General features: G+C 65.6%; 13 protein-coding genes. 9 read left to right on the top strand and 4 right to left on the bottom strand.

Annotated elements, in window-relative coordinates; translation table 11 throughout:
* From VE759_RS02850 to VE759_RS02840, 3 genes are all read left to right on the top strand, one after another.
* Nucleotides 1–459, top strand: a 459-nt coding sequence (locus tag VE759_RS02850; protein ID WP_324928040.1) for a GMC oxidoreductase, incomplete at its 5' end; no start/stop codon positions are given.
* Between the two features lie 179 nt (nucleotides 460–638).
* Complete coding sequence (locus tag VE759_RS02845) at nucleotides 639–1148, top strand: 2,4'-dihydroxyacetophenone dioxygenase family protein (RefSeq protein WP_324928041.1); 510 nt, start codon at nucleotides 639–641, stop codon at nucleotides 1146–1148.
* Nucleotides 1148–2278: a zinc-binding dehydrogenase gene (locus VE759_RS02840; RefSeq protein WP_324928038.1), complete on the top strand. Its 1131-nt coding sequence runs from the start codon at nucleotides 1148–1150 to the stop codon at nucleotides 2276–2278. The genes VE759_RS02845 and VE759_RS02840 overlap by 1 nt, the downstream gene beginning before the upstream one ends.
* Nucleotides 2279–2356: 78 nt before the next feature.
* Here the strand turns inward: VE759_RS02840 and VE759_RS22850 are convergent, their stop codons facing one another.
* The 4 genes from VE759_RS22850 to VE759_RS22845 are packed head-to-tail and all read right to left on the bottom strand — an operon-like array spanning nucleotide 2357 to nucleotide 6272.
* A complete protein-coding gene (locus VE759_RS22850; RefSeq protein ID WP_414687820.1) occupies nucleotides 2357–2434 on the bottom strand; it encodes a helix-turn-helix domain-containing protein in 78 nt (25 codons plus the stop codon).
* 21 nt (nucleotides 2435–2455) lie between these two features.
* Nucleotides 2456–4459: a S41 family peptidase gene (locus VE759_RS02835; protein WP_324928036.1), complete on the bottom strand. Its 2004-nt coding sequence runs from the start codon at nucleotides 4457–4459 to the stop codon at nucleotides 2456–2458.
* A 19-nt stretch (nucleotides 4460–4478) separates the two neighbouring features.
* Nucleotides 4479–5885, bottom strand: coding sequence for a hypothetical protein (locus VE759_RS02830; RefSeq protein WP_324928035.1), 1407 nt, complete (start codon nucleotides 5883–5885; stop codon nucleotides 4479–4481).
* Nucleotides 5886–5942: 57 nt separating this feature from the next.
* On the bottom strand, nucleotides 5943–6272 hold the full coding sequence (locus VE759_RS22845; protein ID WP_414687819.1) for a peptidoglycan-binding domain-containing protein: 330 nt from the start codon (nucleotides 6270–6272) through the stop codon (nucleotides 5943–5945).
* Nucleotides 6273–6655: 383 nt separating this feature from the next.
* Here VE759_RS22845 and VE759_RS02825 point away from each other — a divergent pair, with 383 nt between their 5' ends.
* From VE759_RS02825 to VE759_RS02800, 6 genes are all read left to right on the top strand, one after another.
* Nucleotides 6656–7384, top strand: a complete 729-nt coding sequence (locus VE759_RS02825; RefSeq protein WP_324928033.1) for a LysM peptidoglycan-binding domain-containing protein — start codon at nucleotides 6656–6658, stop codon at nucleotides 7382–7384.
* Nucleotides 7385–7889: 505 nt separating this feature from the next.
* On the top strand, nucleotides 7890–8345 hold the full coding sequence (locus tag VE759_RS22840; RefSeq protein ID WP_414687818.1) for a peptidoglycan-binding domain-containing protein: 456 nt from the start codon (nucleotides 7890–7892) through the stop codon (nucleotides 8343–8345).
* A 372-nt stretch (nucleotides 8346–8717) separates the two neighbouring features.
* Complete coding sequence (locus VE759_RS02815) at nucleotides 8718–10424, top strand: thiamine pyrophosphate-binding protein (protein ID WP_324928031.1); 1707 nt, start codon at nucleotides 8718–8720, stop codon at nucleotides 10422–10424.
* Nucleotides 10421–13294: a peroxidase family protein gene (locus VE759_RS02810; protein WP_324928029.1), complete on the top strand. Its 2874-nt coding sequence runs from the start codon at nucleotides 10421–10423 to the stop codon at nucleotides 13292–13294. The genes VE759_RS02815 and VE759_RS02810 overlap by 4 nt, the downstream gene beginning before the upstream one ends.
* Nucleotides 13291–14679, top strand: coding sequence for a hypothetical protein (locus tag VE759_RS02805; protein WP_324928027.1), 1389 nt, complete (start codon nucleotides 13291–13293; stop codon nucleotides 14677–14679). The genes VE759_RS02810 and VE759_RS02805 overlap by 4 nt, the downstream gene beginning before the upstream one ends.
* Nucleotides 14679–15916: patatin-like phospholipase family protein (locus VE759_RS02800; RefSeq protein WP_324928025.1), on the top strand; the 1238-nt coding region annotated here is incomplete at its 3' end. The genes VE759_RS02805 and VE759_RS02800, both read left to right, overlap by 1 nt.

Below are 15916 nucleotides of genomic sequence, written 5' to 3'. Positions count from 1 at the left end.
TTCTTCGGGGCGCTCGCACACCAGAAGAGTCGCGGGCAGATACTGCTCACCGGGCCCGATCCCGAGGACCGGGTCCGCATCGAGGCCAACGCCCTGTCCCACCCCGAGGATCTGGCGGGCGCCAGGGTGTGTGTGGAGTTCATGCGCGAAATCGGCAGTGCCGCGGCGCTGCAACCGCACATCAAGCGCGAGGTCATGCCGGGCGGCCTGACCGGCGCGGAGCTGGACACCTACCTCCGTGACGCGGCCTTAACCTACTGGCATCACGTCGGCACGGCCAAGATGGGCAACGACACCATGTCGGTTGTCGACGGCAGCCTCAAGGTATACGGCGTCGATGGCCTACGCATCGCCGACGCCTCCATCATGCCCCGGATCACCACAGGCAACACCATGGCACCGTGCGTGGTGATCGGGGAACGCGCAGCAGAACTGATCGCCAGCGCGCACCGCCAATGATGGCATTCCGATAGGCGTCGACCATCGGGTCGGCGACCAGATCGACCCGTCGGCGTTCATCGATCGACCCGAGTCTTGTACGCCGAATCGGCAATCAATCGAGAAAGAACCAAAGAAAGCCGATCACTATGACTCTTGCGCCCGCGCCCGTCGCGACGTGAACCAGCAGCGGCGCGGCGCTGCCGTTGGTGGCGTTGCCGCAGCGCGAACTGCTTACGGTGAACGAGACGAACATTCCGACGGTGCGCGACGCGTTGGGCCCCGGCGTGCACTTCCAGCCGCTGCGCCTGGACATCGAGAACGGCGTGTGGGTGGTGCGGGCCACCTTGGAGCCGGGCGCGGTGTTGCCGTTGCACTACCACACCGGTGTCGCCGAGGTGTTCACCCTCTCGGGTCGCTGGCACTACCGCGAATATCCCGATCAGCCCCAGACCGCAGGTTCCTACCTGTACGAACCGGGTTCGTCGGTGCACACCTTCATCACCCCCGCCGACAACACCGAGGACACCGTGATCCTGGTGCGCGTGATCGGCGCGAACATCAACTTCACCGAGGACGGCCAGTTCCACTCGATCCTCGACGCGGCACTGCTGCGCCACCTCACCGACACCCTGTCTGGCGAGCAACACCTGGGGAAGATCAACTACATCGGCAGCGGCGCCGCAACTTTCACCGCCCGGGACGCCTGATGCGCGCGGTGGTGATGCAGGATGGCAAGCTGCGCCTCGATGAGCTGCCCGAGCCGGTTCCAGGTCCCGGTGAAGTGCTGGTGCAGGTGCTGGCCTGCGGCATCTGCGGGTCGGACTTGCATTGCGCCGCACACGGTCCCGCGTTCAACGCGGCCCTAAAGGGCGCGGTCGGCGCCGAGCTGCTGGATCTGTCGCGTCCGATCGTGTTCGGCCACGAATTCGTCGGCCGGGTCCTGTCGTATGGCCCGGGCACCCAGGGGCGCATCCCGGTCGGGCGTCGAGTGGTGTCGATGCCGATGCTGCTGCGCACCCCACCGGTGCTGCTGGGGTTCGCCGGCCCGGAGGCTCCCGGCGGCTACGCCGAACGCATGCTGTTGAGCGAGCCGCTGCTCATCGAGGTACCCGATCACCTACCCACCGAGGTGGCGGCGCTGACCGAGCCGCTCGCAGTTGCCTACCGCAGCGTCGCGCGCGCCGACCTCGGCGGTGACGACGTGGCGCTGGTGGTGGGCTGCGGGCCGATCGGGCTGGCCGTGATCGCGGTGCTGAAGATGAGGCGCGTGGGCCCGATCGTGGCCTCGGACTTCTCTGCCGAGCGGCGCGCGCTCGCCCAGCGCCTGGGCGCCGACATCGTTGTCGACCCGGTGGCCGCCTCGCCCTACGAGGCGTTAGCCGCCGCCGCGGCCACCGACACCCCCACGCGCATGGCCGCCAAGACTGCAGTGGCGGGTCAATTATCGATTCGACCCACGGTCGCCTTCGAATGCGTCGGCGCGCCAGGGTTGATCCAACAGCTGATCGGCGGGGTCCCGGCGGGCTCGCGGATCGTGGTTGCCGGCATCAACATCGGCGCCGACCACTTCCAGCCGGCGCAGGCCGTCCTCAAGGAACTCGACATCCGGTTCTCCCTGTACTACACGCCCGAACAATTCGCCCAGACCTTCACCCACCTGGCCGCCGGTGACCTCGACGTCGCCGCGCTGCTCACCGACACCATCGGACTCGATGGCATCGCCGACGCTTTCACCCGGCTGAGCAACTCTCCGCACGACGCCAAGATCCTGCTCGACCCGACCCGTGGAGCGAACCGAACCCCAATGGGAGGCAGGCAGGCTCGATGCCCCTCCTGACAGTTACGGCGAATACCCAGTGTTGGTGATCCTCTCGCAGCGTCGTAGCGCCCACCACGCCTCGCTGATCTCTCGCGCCTACCGCAGGTTGATGCCCGTGAGTTTCGTTACCTGATTGATGCGGTAGCGCAGCGTGTTCGGATGCACGACAAGCAGTCTGGCGGCGCCGCGGTCAGGTCAGACGGTGACCCTGCGCGAGGCGACGAGCTCGCCGTTGAAGTAGCCGTCGGCCCGCAGCACCTCACCGGCGGTCACGCCCTGGATCTGGACGCTGAGCGGGTTCTGGCCGATGTCCTGTGAGCTGTGCGGGCGGCCGTCAAGCGACAGATCCACCCGGTCGATGCCGTCGGCATCGATCTCCACCGTCAGCATGTTGCCGGCGACCGACGTGTCGACCTCCAGGCGGCGCACCGGCATGGACGCGAGCAGCTCGCCGGCCACGTCCAGCAGATCGACGTTGCCCGCCAGCAGGTCGTTGCGGGTGAGCTTGTGGATCGCGTCGGGCCGCACGCCGAGGTCCTCCACCGGCGTGCCGGACAATTCGCCAACCCGCAGCGACCGCCGGATCGCTACCCGCATGTTGGCGCCGTTGGGCAGCGGCTGGTACGGCGAGCTGTTGTCGGCGGGTGGCGGCTGCTGGAGCAGTGATGTGAGCAGGCCGTGCGTCCAGACGTTGGCGCCGCCCGCACCGGTGTTGTCGTCCACACCCAAGATCTTGCCGATCGCGTGGTCGGCGAATCCGGCCACGAAAATGTCGGTGGCTGAATAGCATCGCGCATCGGTGACTAGAACGACTGGGCCGTGGTAGGTCTGGCCCACATCGTTCGCGCCGTTCTCGGGTGAGATCGGCTTGGCCGCGGAGAAGGTGGCCCCGGTCTCGGTCGCCAGGTCGAGCGAGTCGACCCACGGACCCAGGTCGATGCCGACCGGGTTGTCCTGATGCCGCCGGCAGATGCGCAGGTTCAGCGGGGTACTGATGAACTGCACCGGCTCGGGCAAGATCCGGCGCGGCGTCATCGTCTGCAGCGTGAATTCACTGGCGAAGATGTGACCGCCGCCGTTGTCGCGCACATCGACGATCAGCCCGTTCTGCGGCAGGGCCGCGGCCAGCCGGGCGAACTCGTCGCGGAAGGCCACCGGATCGGTGACGCTGAAGGTGAAGATGCGCAGGTGCCCGAACGTTCCGTGCGCCGTGTCGACCTTTCGTGCCCGGAAGACACCCGGCATGGTCGTGGGTAGGTCCGCGCCGCTCAGCGCCGCCGGTAGGGCGAGCGCGGCCGAGCTCTGGCCCTGCTCCAGGTCGACGACCTCGGGAAGGAAGAGCACCTTCTTGGCCCGGGTCTTCTCGTCGGAGTCCAGGTCCAATCCCATTGAGGCCGCAGTAGTGTTGACCGCGTTGAGGTCGGTCATCGGCGGCAGGTTGTCGGTGACTTTCCACTGCTCGCGCAGCTCCTGCTGCGACCCATCCAGGCCGGTGTACGTCAGGGTGACCCAGTCCTCGTCCGGCGGCGACTGAATGATCAACGGCCGCAGGGTGAGCGAGTCGAGCCCGCGGGCGAGGTTGGCCGCCTCGTTGCTACCCGCGAACTGGGCGCCGTTGAGCGCGACGGCGCGAGCGATCGGCGTCCCGTTCCAATGGCTGACCTCGGCGCCCGGCCCGAACTGCGGCGCGCTGAAGCCCGCCGCAACACGGGTGACGATGTAGTGCTCGTCGTTGCCCTCCCAGCACTTCTCAATGCTGAACGGCAAGTAGGCGATCTTGCCCGCGAAGGGCGCCGGCAGCAGGTAGTTCGTGTGCAGGTCGCGCACGGAGTGGAAGATGCTCGACATCTGGCGGTGGAACAGCCACTCCGCCTCCATGGTTTGCGTCGTCTGATGTTCCATCCGGGCCCGCATTACCCGTAACCGCTGCAGCGGGTTGACCGCATGCATCGCGGCCTTCAGCGGCAGGTGCACGTAGTTCTGCTCCAGCAGAAGGAGCGCCTGCTCGACGAGCAGCCTGCGCTGGTCGAGGTTGAGAGTCCCGGCGCCGGAGAGGAAGCCAGGCAGCGGGATGGTGGCGCCTCGCTCCGCCACGGCGCTGCGGCGTGCTCCACTCCTCGGCCTGCTGGTGGTCCTGCTGCTGCTCCGCTTGGCACTGGTGGTTTTGCCCGGTTGCCTGGTCTTCACCTTATTTGCCATGACTTCCCTCCTTTTGTCTTTACGCCGGCTTGCCGCTGGGCGCAGGCGTGTCGGCGGTTCGCACACTGTTGAGCACGGTTTGGCCCTGCTGATCGACGAGGCGGGTGAAGAGCTGTTGGGCGTATCCGAAGACCAGCGCCCAGGCCAGGATTTGCGCGGAACTGTCAAGTGCGCTGAGACCGGGGACGAATTGGCCGCGCATGAGCAGTAGACCCAGGAAGGCGGTGATTGCGCCGGTCGGGAGTTTGAGCGCGATCAGAGCAACGGGCAGGCCGTAGCGTTCCGATGAGCCCTTGATGCGGCTGATGGCGGCCGCGGCTGATATCGCCGCGGCGGTGAGTCCGACGAGTTCGACAACAATGAGGTCCGTTGGTTTGGCAGTCACCGCGACAACATCGTCGATGTCCAATATCGGTGCGTCCCCCGGCGGTTTGACACCGGACTGCAGAGGTTTGAATGGTCCGGACTGGTCGGTTGGGCAGACGACCACCGCTGTGCCAGATTGCTCAGGAGAGAAGCACAGTGGGACCAAGGTGGGACTGATAACTCCCGTAACCGCGACTCCGACGGCGAGCAATGCCATCAGCATTCCCGTGACAGCCACGACATTACGGAAGCTGCGCAAACGAACATGCTCGCGGAGCGCCTCCGAGCTTGCCGCTCGCACTGTCGCGACGATCTTGCCCCGCTCCCTGTTGATCGTCTTCTCGATCGCCTGCATCTCCTTGGCCGAATCCTGTTCCGTGCGAGTCTGACTCACCGAATGATCCGGATCGTTGATACCGAAGCTCCGGGCGATCCGCTCGAACTCCTGTCGTCCCGGGTCAGCGGGACGCAGGTGTCGCTGCACGTGCCTGAGCAGCGATGGCATTTGACCAAGCAGGTAGTCCGGCGGCGCGATGTTGAGCAGATGAGCCTCTGCGGCGTCGAGGTTGCTCGTCGCCCGCTCGATGAGCGGCCCATTGCGGAAGAAATGGAACCGCCTGTACGGCTCCAGCTTCTGCGCCCGGGCCGCCTGCCGGGCCGCTTCAAGGTGATGCTTGATCGCGCACACGAGAGCGCCATCGCAATCCCGTGATCGCTTCGCCGTCATCCAGTCGCACAAGGCCTCAAGTTCGTAGGCCCGCGTGAGGGTGCCTTCCCGCCAGCCCACCGGCACTGGTCCCCCAACCCCTCCCACCATTGGGATATCAGGCGCTGTACCTGCGGTCGGAGGACGATTCAAACCCCCTATCGCGTTGCTGCCATTACCATTCCCCGTGCCGCCCCCGCCGGCATGTTGAGTAGCAGTGGAACTTCCATGACCCGCCTGGGCTTTATCATCGGCAGGTTCCTCACCATCCGGCGCTGCGTCTGGAGCCGTCGCCGGCTCATTAGTCCCATTCATGTGGGCCGGCTTAGGTGAACCTACGTCCTGGGTACTCATTGTCCGTACTCCGTTCTTATTCGTGTGCTGTTAGATCGTTCTTGTGCCGTTGGATCGTCAATGCGGAACGCCGCCGGATCTCGGAAAAAGCGCGGTGCGATATCCCACGACATCGCGAGCGCACAAGCGAGGGTCATTTGGCTCCGGCAATACAGGTGCCGCCGCCACTGCATGCTTACCTGTAACTAAAGCCCCAGTTTCGCCAGTGTGTCGGGGCCGGCCATGCCGATGACCGTCAGCCCGGCGATGCTGGAACTCACGGACGACAGCTTCGGTCGCCGGACCGAAAATGCCGTCTTCGGCGAGTTTGGAATAAGCTGGGTGTTCGCGGTTTAGCCGCGCTTGCAACTCTTTGACTCCGGCGCCCTCGGTCCCCTCTCGAACCATTTGGGCATGGTTCCCGCCCCCTTCCATCGGTTAAATGGCTGCTAGAGCAACATAACTTCAGCCGGTACCCCGGGGGATGAGTAGTCGACTACGCTAATTGGGTCTATTTGGGTCAGCCGCTAAAGAGCTCCCCGCCGAAATTTGGGTACAGCCCCGGCGGCGCCTTCACCGACGCGGCGAGCACCCCGCCACCGTTGAACCGTTCTCGCGCACATTCTTGGCGAACGGGCATGACGTGTTGAGTCCGGCGAAAACACCCTTACCGCGGTCCTTTTGACCGTCCACCGTCACCTGTCCGTTGTGCTTTGCAGCTCACATGCGATGGCGTCGATGCACCGGTTTCCGGTGCCTCAGCCCATCCCAAATCAGGTAGTGCGCTACTCGTGACCGCGCCCGCGCGCTTTCACAGACTGGCTCTGCGTCCCGACACGCGGCGGCGCATGCACCAGAAGGGCACATTCATGACCGAAAAATACGAAGTCGTCAGCGGTGACACACTTTTCAAGCTGGCCGAGCGCTTTTACGGCGACGGCAGCCTCTACCCAGTGATCGCCGTGATCAATCATCTCGCCGACCCCAACCACATCGTGGTCGGCCAGGAGCTCGAGATCCCGTACGTGACATTCCGGCATCGGGTCGTGTCAGGCGACACGAAAAAGAAGCTGGCTCAGCGCTATTACCACGACGAGACTATGAGCGAGGTCTTCGAGATCCCCAATGGCGCCGCTCAGCGCGACCTCATCGTCGGCGAGTGGCTGGTGATCCCCGATCTGCTCGACCCCGGCCATCACACCGTGGTTTCCGGGGAGACGTGGGAAGTGCTGGCGCAGCGCTGGTACGGTGAAGCGCGCATGTGGCCGATCATCATGATCGCCAACCACATGCTCGACGATGAGCCCCAACCCGGCCAGGTGGTCATCGCGCCCCGCCTGAATCGGCGTTACACCGTCGTCGCCGGGGACACGCTGTGGAGGCTGGCGCAAGACAACTACGGCGACGGCGGCGATGCGCGGACGCAGACCCTGGTGGCAATGATTGCGGCGGCCAACCATATTGGTGACCCGAACCGCATCAATGTCGGACAGGTGATCTACTTCCCATCGCTGGATTAGCCGACACGCCCGAGGAGCAAGGCGGCTATCACGGGAGCGGACTCAGGATGTTGCGGTTGCGGGAGCCGCCGAGCGATGCCCGCACCGGCCGGCGGCGCTCACGCCTAGCCCCTCGGTGCCTGTTTGCTGGCGCGGTCGTCGTTGCGGTTTTCGCCGTTCCTGGGCCATCGCGGATCACCGGAACGGCGAGTTGTTTTCCGGCGGGCGTTGGGCGCAGTCACGACATTTCGCCGGCGGCTGCTGACCGCAACAGCCGAAGCCTCGCCGGGTATCAAAGGCGTTGGCGCGCCGATGTTCACGATCCAGCGCGCTCGACACCGCCAGTGCACCAGAGCCCTGACACGACCCACGCGTGGCGATAGACCAAGGCTTGCTGTCCGCACGCGAAGTCAGGGACATCACCGGATCGAGTAGTCGACTACTCGCGCTTGGCCGTATTCGCTGAGGTTATGCTCCACGAGCGACAAATTGGCCGGATACCGTCAAGATGGGAGGAGTCCCAACAATGCCATACCCAGCCACCCTGAAGATCGGCGATCGGGGCGAAGAGGTCAGACAGTTGCAGGCGCGGCTGAACCGGGACTACCCGGCTTACTCCAGTCTGACCGAAGACGGCATCTTCGGTCCGCAGACCGAAGCCGTAGTCCGCGAGTTCCAGCGCCGCGCCGGGTTGACGGTCGACGGCGTCGCTGGCCCCGACACACTGGCCAGACTCGGGCTCACGTTCGGCGGCGACGGCCAAAAGGACTGCGGCGACGGCATCCTTGCCGGACCCAGCACGTCATGCCCGTTCGCCAAGAACGTTCGCCAACAGTACTTTTCGGTGCCTGGCGACTCGGTGGAGATCGACGTCTACAGCCCGGTCACACAACAGACGTACACCATGAGCTGCGTCAGGACCGGCGACCGGGTCACCTGCCGGGGCGGTAATAACGCGGTCGTAACGTTTAGCGTTGGCTAGCGCTTCCCACGTCGATGGAGCGGCCGTGGCCAAGCGCCACAGGGGCCGACTCGGCAAGCACGCGCGCGATCGCGTGCCCGCATTCCGGCACGCGCGCGATCGCGTGCCGGAATGCGAGCTTGGCGTCGCACCGCCGAGCGTGATCGCCGACTCCGCCGGGATCCGAGCTGGCCACGTATTCCTTTCGCGCTAATCAGCGTTTCGTACGCGCTTAATTACTCCGATTTCATAAACACAAGTAGTCGAATACTCATGTGCGGCACCGATCGCCGAGCGTACGTTTCACCTGCACAGCCGCAGTATCCAGTCGCCGAGAGCACACACGAAGGCGGCCCGATAGCAGCGGACATCGACGATCGAAAGGTTGATCTTGTGAGGGTCTACGAGGCAATCGTCAAGGGGCTCGAGAGCATCGGCGTCGATGCGGCTTTCGGCGGCGCCGGGGAGAACGCCGCGCAGCTGCTGCTGGCGTTGAAGCACTCCCGCATCCAAGGAATCGTCACCCGACACGAACAGGCGGCCTCGTTCATGGCATGCGGCTATGCCATGTACACCGACAAGCTGGGCGTCTGCTTCGCGACCGCCGGACCCGGTGCCTTCAACCTGTTCTCCGGGTTGGCCGTGGCAATGTCGGACTCCTACCCGGTGCTGGCCGTCTCGGGCTATTCGGCGATGAAGTGGGCGGGCCGCGGTTCGCTCAACGAAACCTCCGGGCGCAACAGCACGCCCGACTCGCACGCGATGTTCACGGCCACGACGAAGAAGTCCTGGCTGCTGACAAACATCAATGACACCTGCGACGTCCTTGAGGAGGCCGTCAACGAGGCCTTCCGCGGCCGTCCCGGGCCGGTGCACATCCACGTGCCCGAGGACCTGACGCACGACGATCTGCCCGATGAGAGATACCACGACATCGCACTCGACCACTGGCCGCCTCAGCCCGACCCCGCGGCGGTCGAGCGAATCGCGGTATCGCTGGCCGCAGCGATTAATAACCATCGCAAGGTCGTCGTGCTCGCCGGGTTCGGCGCCATCCGAAGCGGCGCCTACGCCGAAGTCAAACAGCTGATCGAGCGGTTCCAATTCCAGCTGCTGACCACCCTGGACGGCAAGGGCATCGTCTCCGAAGACCACCCGCTGTCGGTCGGCCTGTTCTGCGACAGCGGCCACAGCAGTGCCTGGAAGGCGTTCCGGGACGCCGACGTGGTCCTCGCGGTTGGTAACGCGTTCAACCAGCACGCGGTGTTCGACTACCGCGACGACCTGTTCGACGGCAAGACGCTGATCCACATCAACATCTCCGGCACCGAGATCGACAAGGTATACAAGGCCGATCAGGCACTCGTGTCGGATGCGCGCCCGGCGCTGCGCGCCATCCACCAAGCACTCGACGGCCGGGTCGGTCAGATCGCCCCGATCAGAGTTCAGGGCCGGGACTGGGAGGCGCGTCGCATCCCGCACGTGATCGGCAAAATACATCCCGGACAACTCGCACAATGCATCGGGCGGCGGTTACCACCCCGGGCGGTCTTGCTCGCCGACGCCGGCGCGCACGCTGCCTGGCTGGGCTACTACGTCGAGCTTGAAGAAGGGCAGAACTTCCGCAAGGCCGGCGAGTTCGGGCCGATGGCGGGTCACGTCAACGGGGCGATCGGTGTCAAGCTCGCCAACCCGGACAGGACCGTCGTCGTCGGCTGCGGCGACGGCTCCTATCAACTGGCCGGCTTCGAATTGATGACGGCGGTCGAGCACGACATCCCGGTGATCTGGGTGATCTTCAACGACGCCGAATTCAAGCTGATCAAGATCTACCAGTTGGCCACCTACTTCGAGAGCGGCCTCGTCGAGTTCCAGAACCCCGATTTCGCCGCGCACGCCCGCGCCTGCGGCGCCGACGGATACACCGTCTGCAGCCTCGACGAGTTCGAGGAGGCGTTCGGCAAGGCACTCGCCGCCGGCCGACCCGCTGTCATCGACGCCCACATCACCCGGTGGGCGATCCCCCACTACAGCCCATCGCCCGACGGTGTCATCCCGGGCGTCGTCGAGACGATCGAGAAAAGGTTGCGTGACCAATGACTACTGACATCAGGCCCCAGCAGCGCCGGTCCGCCCCGTGGACCGAGCAATACTCCGGCGGAAGCGCCGAGGCGGAAGACCACGAATTTCAGCAACTCGCCCGCGGCATCATGGCGGTGCAGACCAAGGTGCGCAACCGAGTGAGCAGCCACGGTGTGCCACACCCGATCCAGCGCGCATTCCATGCCAAGGCGACCCTGGCGACAGACGACGCCGAACTGCGGTTCGGCGATCTGCCCGCCGACCTGCAAGTGGGCTTCGCGCAGCCGGGCGCGGCATATCGCGCGATCGTGCGCTTCTCCAACGCGGCCAGCAGCGACGAGCCCGATTTCGCACCAAACATGCGCGGAATCGCGCTGCGGATCCTCATCGACGACGCCACGTCGATTGATCTGCTGGCCACCAATTTTCCCGTCTCGCACGCCCGCAATGCCCGCCAGTTCGTGGAATTCGCCAAAGCCACTGCGGGCGGCCGCGTTTCACAAGTGCTGGGACTGGCGGGCCTGCTGAGAATGTTCGGGGTCGGTGAGACGTACCGGATGCTGCAAAACGTCCGGAGTGGACGCAAACAACCGGTGTCTAGTGTTGCGACCCAGACGTATTGGAGCCGCGGAGCATTGACGTGGGGTCCGGAGCTGGCCGTGCGCTACCTGCTGCGGCCGGCGCCCGACGTGGCGCCGGGCCCCGAACCGTCCAAGACCGACGCGAACTACCTGTCCAGCGAGGCGGCCCGGCGCCTGCGCCAGGGCGACATCGTCTTCGAGTTGTGCATCCAGCGTTACGTCGACGACCGGGTGACACCCATCGAGGACACCGCGGTCGAGTGGAAGGAAACGCACGCTCCGGCCGAGCCGGTCGCGACGCTGACCATCAAGCAGACCGACGTCGCCTCGACCGATGCCCAGGCCCGCGCGTCGGCAATCGAACACCTGGCCTTCAACCCGTGGAACAGCACCGACGACTTTCGTCCACTGGGCAACCTCAACCGGGCACGTAAGGCCGCCTACGACGCCAGCGCGGCACACCGCGCGCAAACACGCTGGCGGACCGAGATACCCGTGCGCAACGCGGTGCTTGGGGCCCTGGCCCGCGCGGCGTTCTCGGTTATCAACCGCCGCATCCCCTGGCACCGGCTGCCTGTGCGCACCGCGGTGCTCAATCTCGACGCCTTCCGCGGCGTCCTGCGCGCGCGCAACCTCATCGACACCGAGCCGCCGGAAGCACCGCCGCGGCCACGCCCGGTGCCCCCGCCGATCCCCGAGGAAGCCCGCACCGCCCGCACCGCCGACGGCCGCTACAACGACCTTTCAGCACCACAGATGGGAGCCGTCGGGGCGACTTTCGGACGCAACCTGCAGGCCGATTACCGCCCGGATCTTTTCAATGAGCCAAATCCGGTTGTGGTCAGCCAGAAGTTGCTCACCCGTGAGCGTTTCCTGCCCGCCCGGTCGCTGAGTCTCATTGCGGCGGCCTGGATTCAGTTCCAGGTTCACGACTGGGTCCACCACGCGCGCTACCCGCTGGGCGTGCGCGACGTCGAAGTGCCGTTGCCGCCGGGCATGAGCTGGTCCAACACCGCCGACGGGGCGCCCGAGCCGACGATGCGCATCGCCGGCAACAAAGTCCTCGGCATCGATGCCGACGGCACCGAACGGCTTTTCGCCAACGCGGCGTCGCACTGGTGGGACGGCTCGGAGGTGTACGGCTGCGACCCGGTCAAGATGGCATCGTTGCGCGAGGGCCCCAAGATCCGGCTGACCGCCGACGGATACCTGCCCACCGATGTCACCGGCATGGACATCACGGGCTTCAACGAGAGCTGGTGGCTGGGCCTCAGCGCGCTGCACACGCTATTCGCACGGGAACACAACGCGGTGTGCGACGAGCTGCGGACCCGCTACAAGGGGTGGAGCGACGAGCGCGTGTTCAACACTGCGCGCCTGATCGTCTCCGCGCTGATCGCCAAGATCCACACCGTGGAATGGACGCCCGCCATTCTTGCCACCGAGCCGATCGACCTGGGCCTCAAGGCGAACTGGAACGGCCCACCGTCGGGTGACTGGCTCACCAAACTGGGCATCTGGCTGATGGATGTCCATGCGAGCGTCGGTATCCCGGCGACCACGCCGGATCACCACGGCGCCCCGTTTTCACTCACCGAGGATTTCGTCACCGTCTACCGGATGCATCCGCTGATCCCCGATGACTACCGGTTCGCCGATCACCACACCGGCCAGCAGCTGCACACCGCCACCTTCGGCGACATCAGCGGTGCCCGCGCGGATCACGAGCTGCGCTCGATCGGGCTTGACAACACCATGTACTCGTTCGGCATCGCCCATCCGGGCGCCATCACGCTGAACAACTTTCCGCGCGCACTGCAGACGTTCGAACGCGACGGTGAACGCATCGACCTGTCTGTGGTCGACATCGTGCGCACCCGCCGCCGCGGCGTCCCCCGGTATAACGATTTCCGCGCCGGTCTTCACAAGCCGCGCCTGCAGCATTGGGAACAGTTCAGCGACGACCCCGAAGCCGTGGCGCGCATCCGTGACGTGTATGCCAGCATCGACGACGTCGACACCATGATCGGGCTGTTCGCCGAGACACCACCGGAAGGTTTCGGCTTCTCCGACACCGCGTTTCGGATCTTCATCCTGATGGCGTCGCGGCGCATCCAAAGCGACCGGTTCCTCACCGTGGACTTTCGGCCAGAGGTCTACTCCCCACTCGGGATGGACTGGGTGGCACAAAACAACATGACCAGCGTCATCCTGCGCCACTGCCCCGACCTTGCCGCGCTTCTACCGCGCGGTCTAAGCGCGTTCGCCCCCTGGCGCACGGCCACACCGCAGCAGGCGCCGCGATGAGCACGCAACAGGGGCTGAAGAATCGGGCAGGGCTGGACGCCCTGGCGCAGCGGCCGTTGTTGGGCGCCATCATGGGACGCCGCACCCACCGCGTCAGCCGGGGCAGCTCCATCGACGCCGGGTCGATGAGCTACACGTCGAACTCGCCGCGGGCGCCGCTCACCGAGCTCGAAGAGGCGATGCTCATCGCCATCACCGGTTGCACCGGCCTGACCATGCCCGACCGGCCGTTCAACGACCCACGCAATCATGAGCCGATCATGGCCAAGCCCAACCTGAACATGGTGGGCAGGTCCGCGGGCAGCCCCGACAACGCGCAGGGCACGCACTTCTTCCTCATCAACGACAGCGGAACGTATTTCATCCGGAAGCTGCCCCCCGTCGACGACGGCCAATCCGTGCTCGACCCGGACGCACTGGTTACCCGCGCGAGGATGGCCAAGGTTCAACTACTCGACCATCGGATCGACGTGCCGGCAGGAGACCGCGACTTCCCCGCCTACCTCGACTCGAATCGGATCCTTTCCAACCTTGAGGGCACCACGGTCCTGTTTCCGGTCGTCGACCTGTCGCGCCAGTACATCAACGGAATGATGTACCTGCTTACCCAACCCGAGGGAGCGCGCCCGACGCTTGTCGACGACCGCAACTTCTACCAGGTCGCCGGAGTCAAGAAGTGGGTCAAGCAGGGCTTCCTCAACAAGGACCTCAAACTGCCGCTCGGAACACTGTGGGGGATGCGCACCCAGATCGAGGCCGACCTGCTCGTCCAAAACCTCATGCTCACAGCCGATTCCATGGGCCTGGGCGCCTGGATCCACGCCTCGATCGCGCCGCCGGTGCTGCTCGGCGACCCCAAGTTCACCAAACGCTACGGCACGATGCTGGGCTTCGACTGGGTCACGCCGCGCTGGAAACCCATCGACGCCATCCGCTGGCAGGTACCCCTGCCGAAGCACGCGGACCTGCGGGCCAACCCGGTCGGGCTGCGCCGACTCGGCGAGCATCTGATTCAGGCCAGCTGCCCGCCCAACTTCCCGACCATGTCGGCCGCGGTCGACGCGGTCGTCGCCGACAAGTTCGGCCCCCACGGGATCTACTCCGATCAAGCGCTGTTCGCCCGGATCTACCAGGGCCAGTTCGGCCAGCGCTATCTCGCGGAGGCCAGCAAGTACGGCCAGGACGTCATCGAGTGCACCCGAGACCTCTGCAACTACATCCACGACACCCACGGGCGCTTTCCCGCACACATCGAGGCGATTCACGCCCCCGGAATATGGCTGCAGGTCCACCACGTCGAGGAACGCTATTACGAACAGTACTTCCGCAACGGGCTGACCGACGCGCACCGCACCCACGACCACACCTGGCACGGAGCCCAGTGATGCAAGCCTGGCCCCAATCTCCTCCCACCCAGGTGGCCGTGGTGGTGGCGGGTGCGGGCGCCCGCGGCGGATACGAGGCCGGCGTGCTATCCGTCCTGCTCCCCCGGCTCTACCAGGCGGGCGTGCGAAACCTGATGTTTGTCGGCACCAGCGCCGGGGCCATCAACGCGGTCATCTTCGCGGCGCTGTCGCACCTGCCACCCGATGAGCAGGCGCACCGGGCCCTGCAGGTGTGGCGCGGTATCAGCGTCGCCGACGTGTTCCGCTCGCCGCTTATCGGTTTTCCCGGCGTCGCCGCCCGGTTCACCGGACAGCTGCTCCGGCTGCCGGGGATGCAGTTGACCAATCTGCTCGACACCGGACCGCTGCGCCGAACGGCCCAAAGCGCCATCGACTGGGATCAGCTGCGGCTGAACATCACCGAGGAGCGCAGTTCGCTCGCGGTGGTCGCGACGTCGGCCACCGACGACCGCACCGTCGTGTTTGTGGACCGTGCCGCCACAACGTCGGTGCCACTACCCGACGACGAACGTCCGATCGTGTATGTGCCGGCGGAGATCACGCCCGAGCATGTGCTCGCATCGTCGGCCATTCCGATCGCGTTTCCACCGGTCCACGTCAGCGATCCGCAAGGCTCGCAGGGCTGGTATCTCGACGGCGGAGTCCGGCTCAACGCACCACTGAAACCGGCGCTCGCGCTGGGTGCCGACGCGATCGCCGTCGTGGCAACCCATCCCGAAGTCGACGCCGCCGCGCCGGCACCGGCGAGCAGCCTGCCGCCCGACGTGGACGACGTTGTGGTGCGGCTGATGGATGCCGCGCTGGTCGACCGGATGATCGAAGACCTGCGGACGCTGACCAAAATCAACACCCTGCTCGATTCAACGGAGACCACAAGCCCAACCGGCCGACCACGCAAGGTGATCCCGTTTCTCGCCTTCGCCCCGCCGCACCGCGCCACACTGGCCCAACTGGCCGACGACGTCTTCACCAATCAGCGCCACCGCTGGCAAGACCCGGTGCGAATGGCCCGCCGGGCGGAATTACGGATGCTGGGCCGTGCGCTGGGCGGCGACGGCCCGCGCCGCGGTGATCTGTTCAGTTACCTGTATTTCGATCCGGAGTTCATCGAGGCGTCAATCGAATTGGGCAGGCGTGACGCCGAGGCGGTGTTCGACGGAACGCCGCCGGATCAGGTGCCATGGCGGATCGGTCCCCGGCAACCCGTTTCGGCGCT

Source organism: Mycobacterium sp. (assembly GCF_035640695.1).
Classification (GTDB): domain Bacteria; phylum Actinomycetota; class Actinomycetes; order Mycobacteriales; family Mycobacteriaceae; genus Mycobacterium.
This window is presented reverse-complemented; position numbering and strand designations above follow the sequence as displayed.

Coding starts and splice junctions, on each gene's coding strand:
- VE759_RS02840 (WP_324928038.1), top strand. CDS start 1,148: ATGCGCGCGGTGGTGATGCAGGATGGCAAGCTGCGCCTCGATGAGCTG.
- VE759_RS02835 (WP_324928036.1), bottom strand. CDS start 4,459: ATGGCAAATAAGGTGAAGACCAGGCAACCGGGCAAAACCACCAGTGCC.
- VE759_RS02830 (WP_324928035.1), bottom strand. CDS start 5,885: ATGAGTACCCAGGACGTAGGTTCACCTAAGCCGGCCCACATGAATGGG.
- VE759_RS22845 (WP_414687819.1), bottom strand. CDS start 6,272: ATGGTTCGAGAGGGGACCGAGGGCGCCGGAGTCAAAGAGTTGCAAGCG.
- VE759_RS22840 (WP_414687818.1), top strand. CDS start 7,890: ATGCCATACCCAGCCACCCTGAAGATCGGCGATCGGGGCGAAGAGGTC.
- VE759_RS02810 (WP_324928029.1), top strand. CDS start 10,421: ATGACTACTGACATCAGGCCCCAGCAGCGCCGGTCCGCCCCGTGGACC.
- VE759_RS02805 (WP_324928027.1), top strand. CDS start 13,291: ATGAGCACGCAACAGGGGCTGAAGAATCGGGCAGGGCTGGACGCCCTG.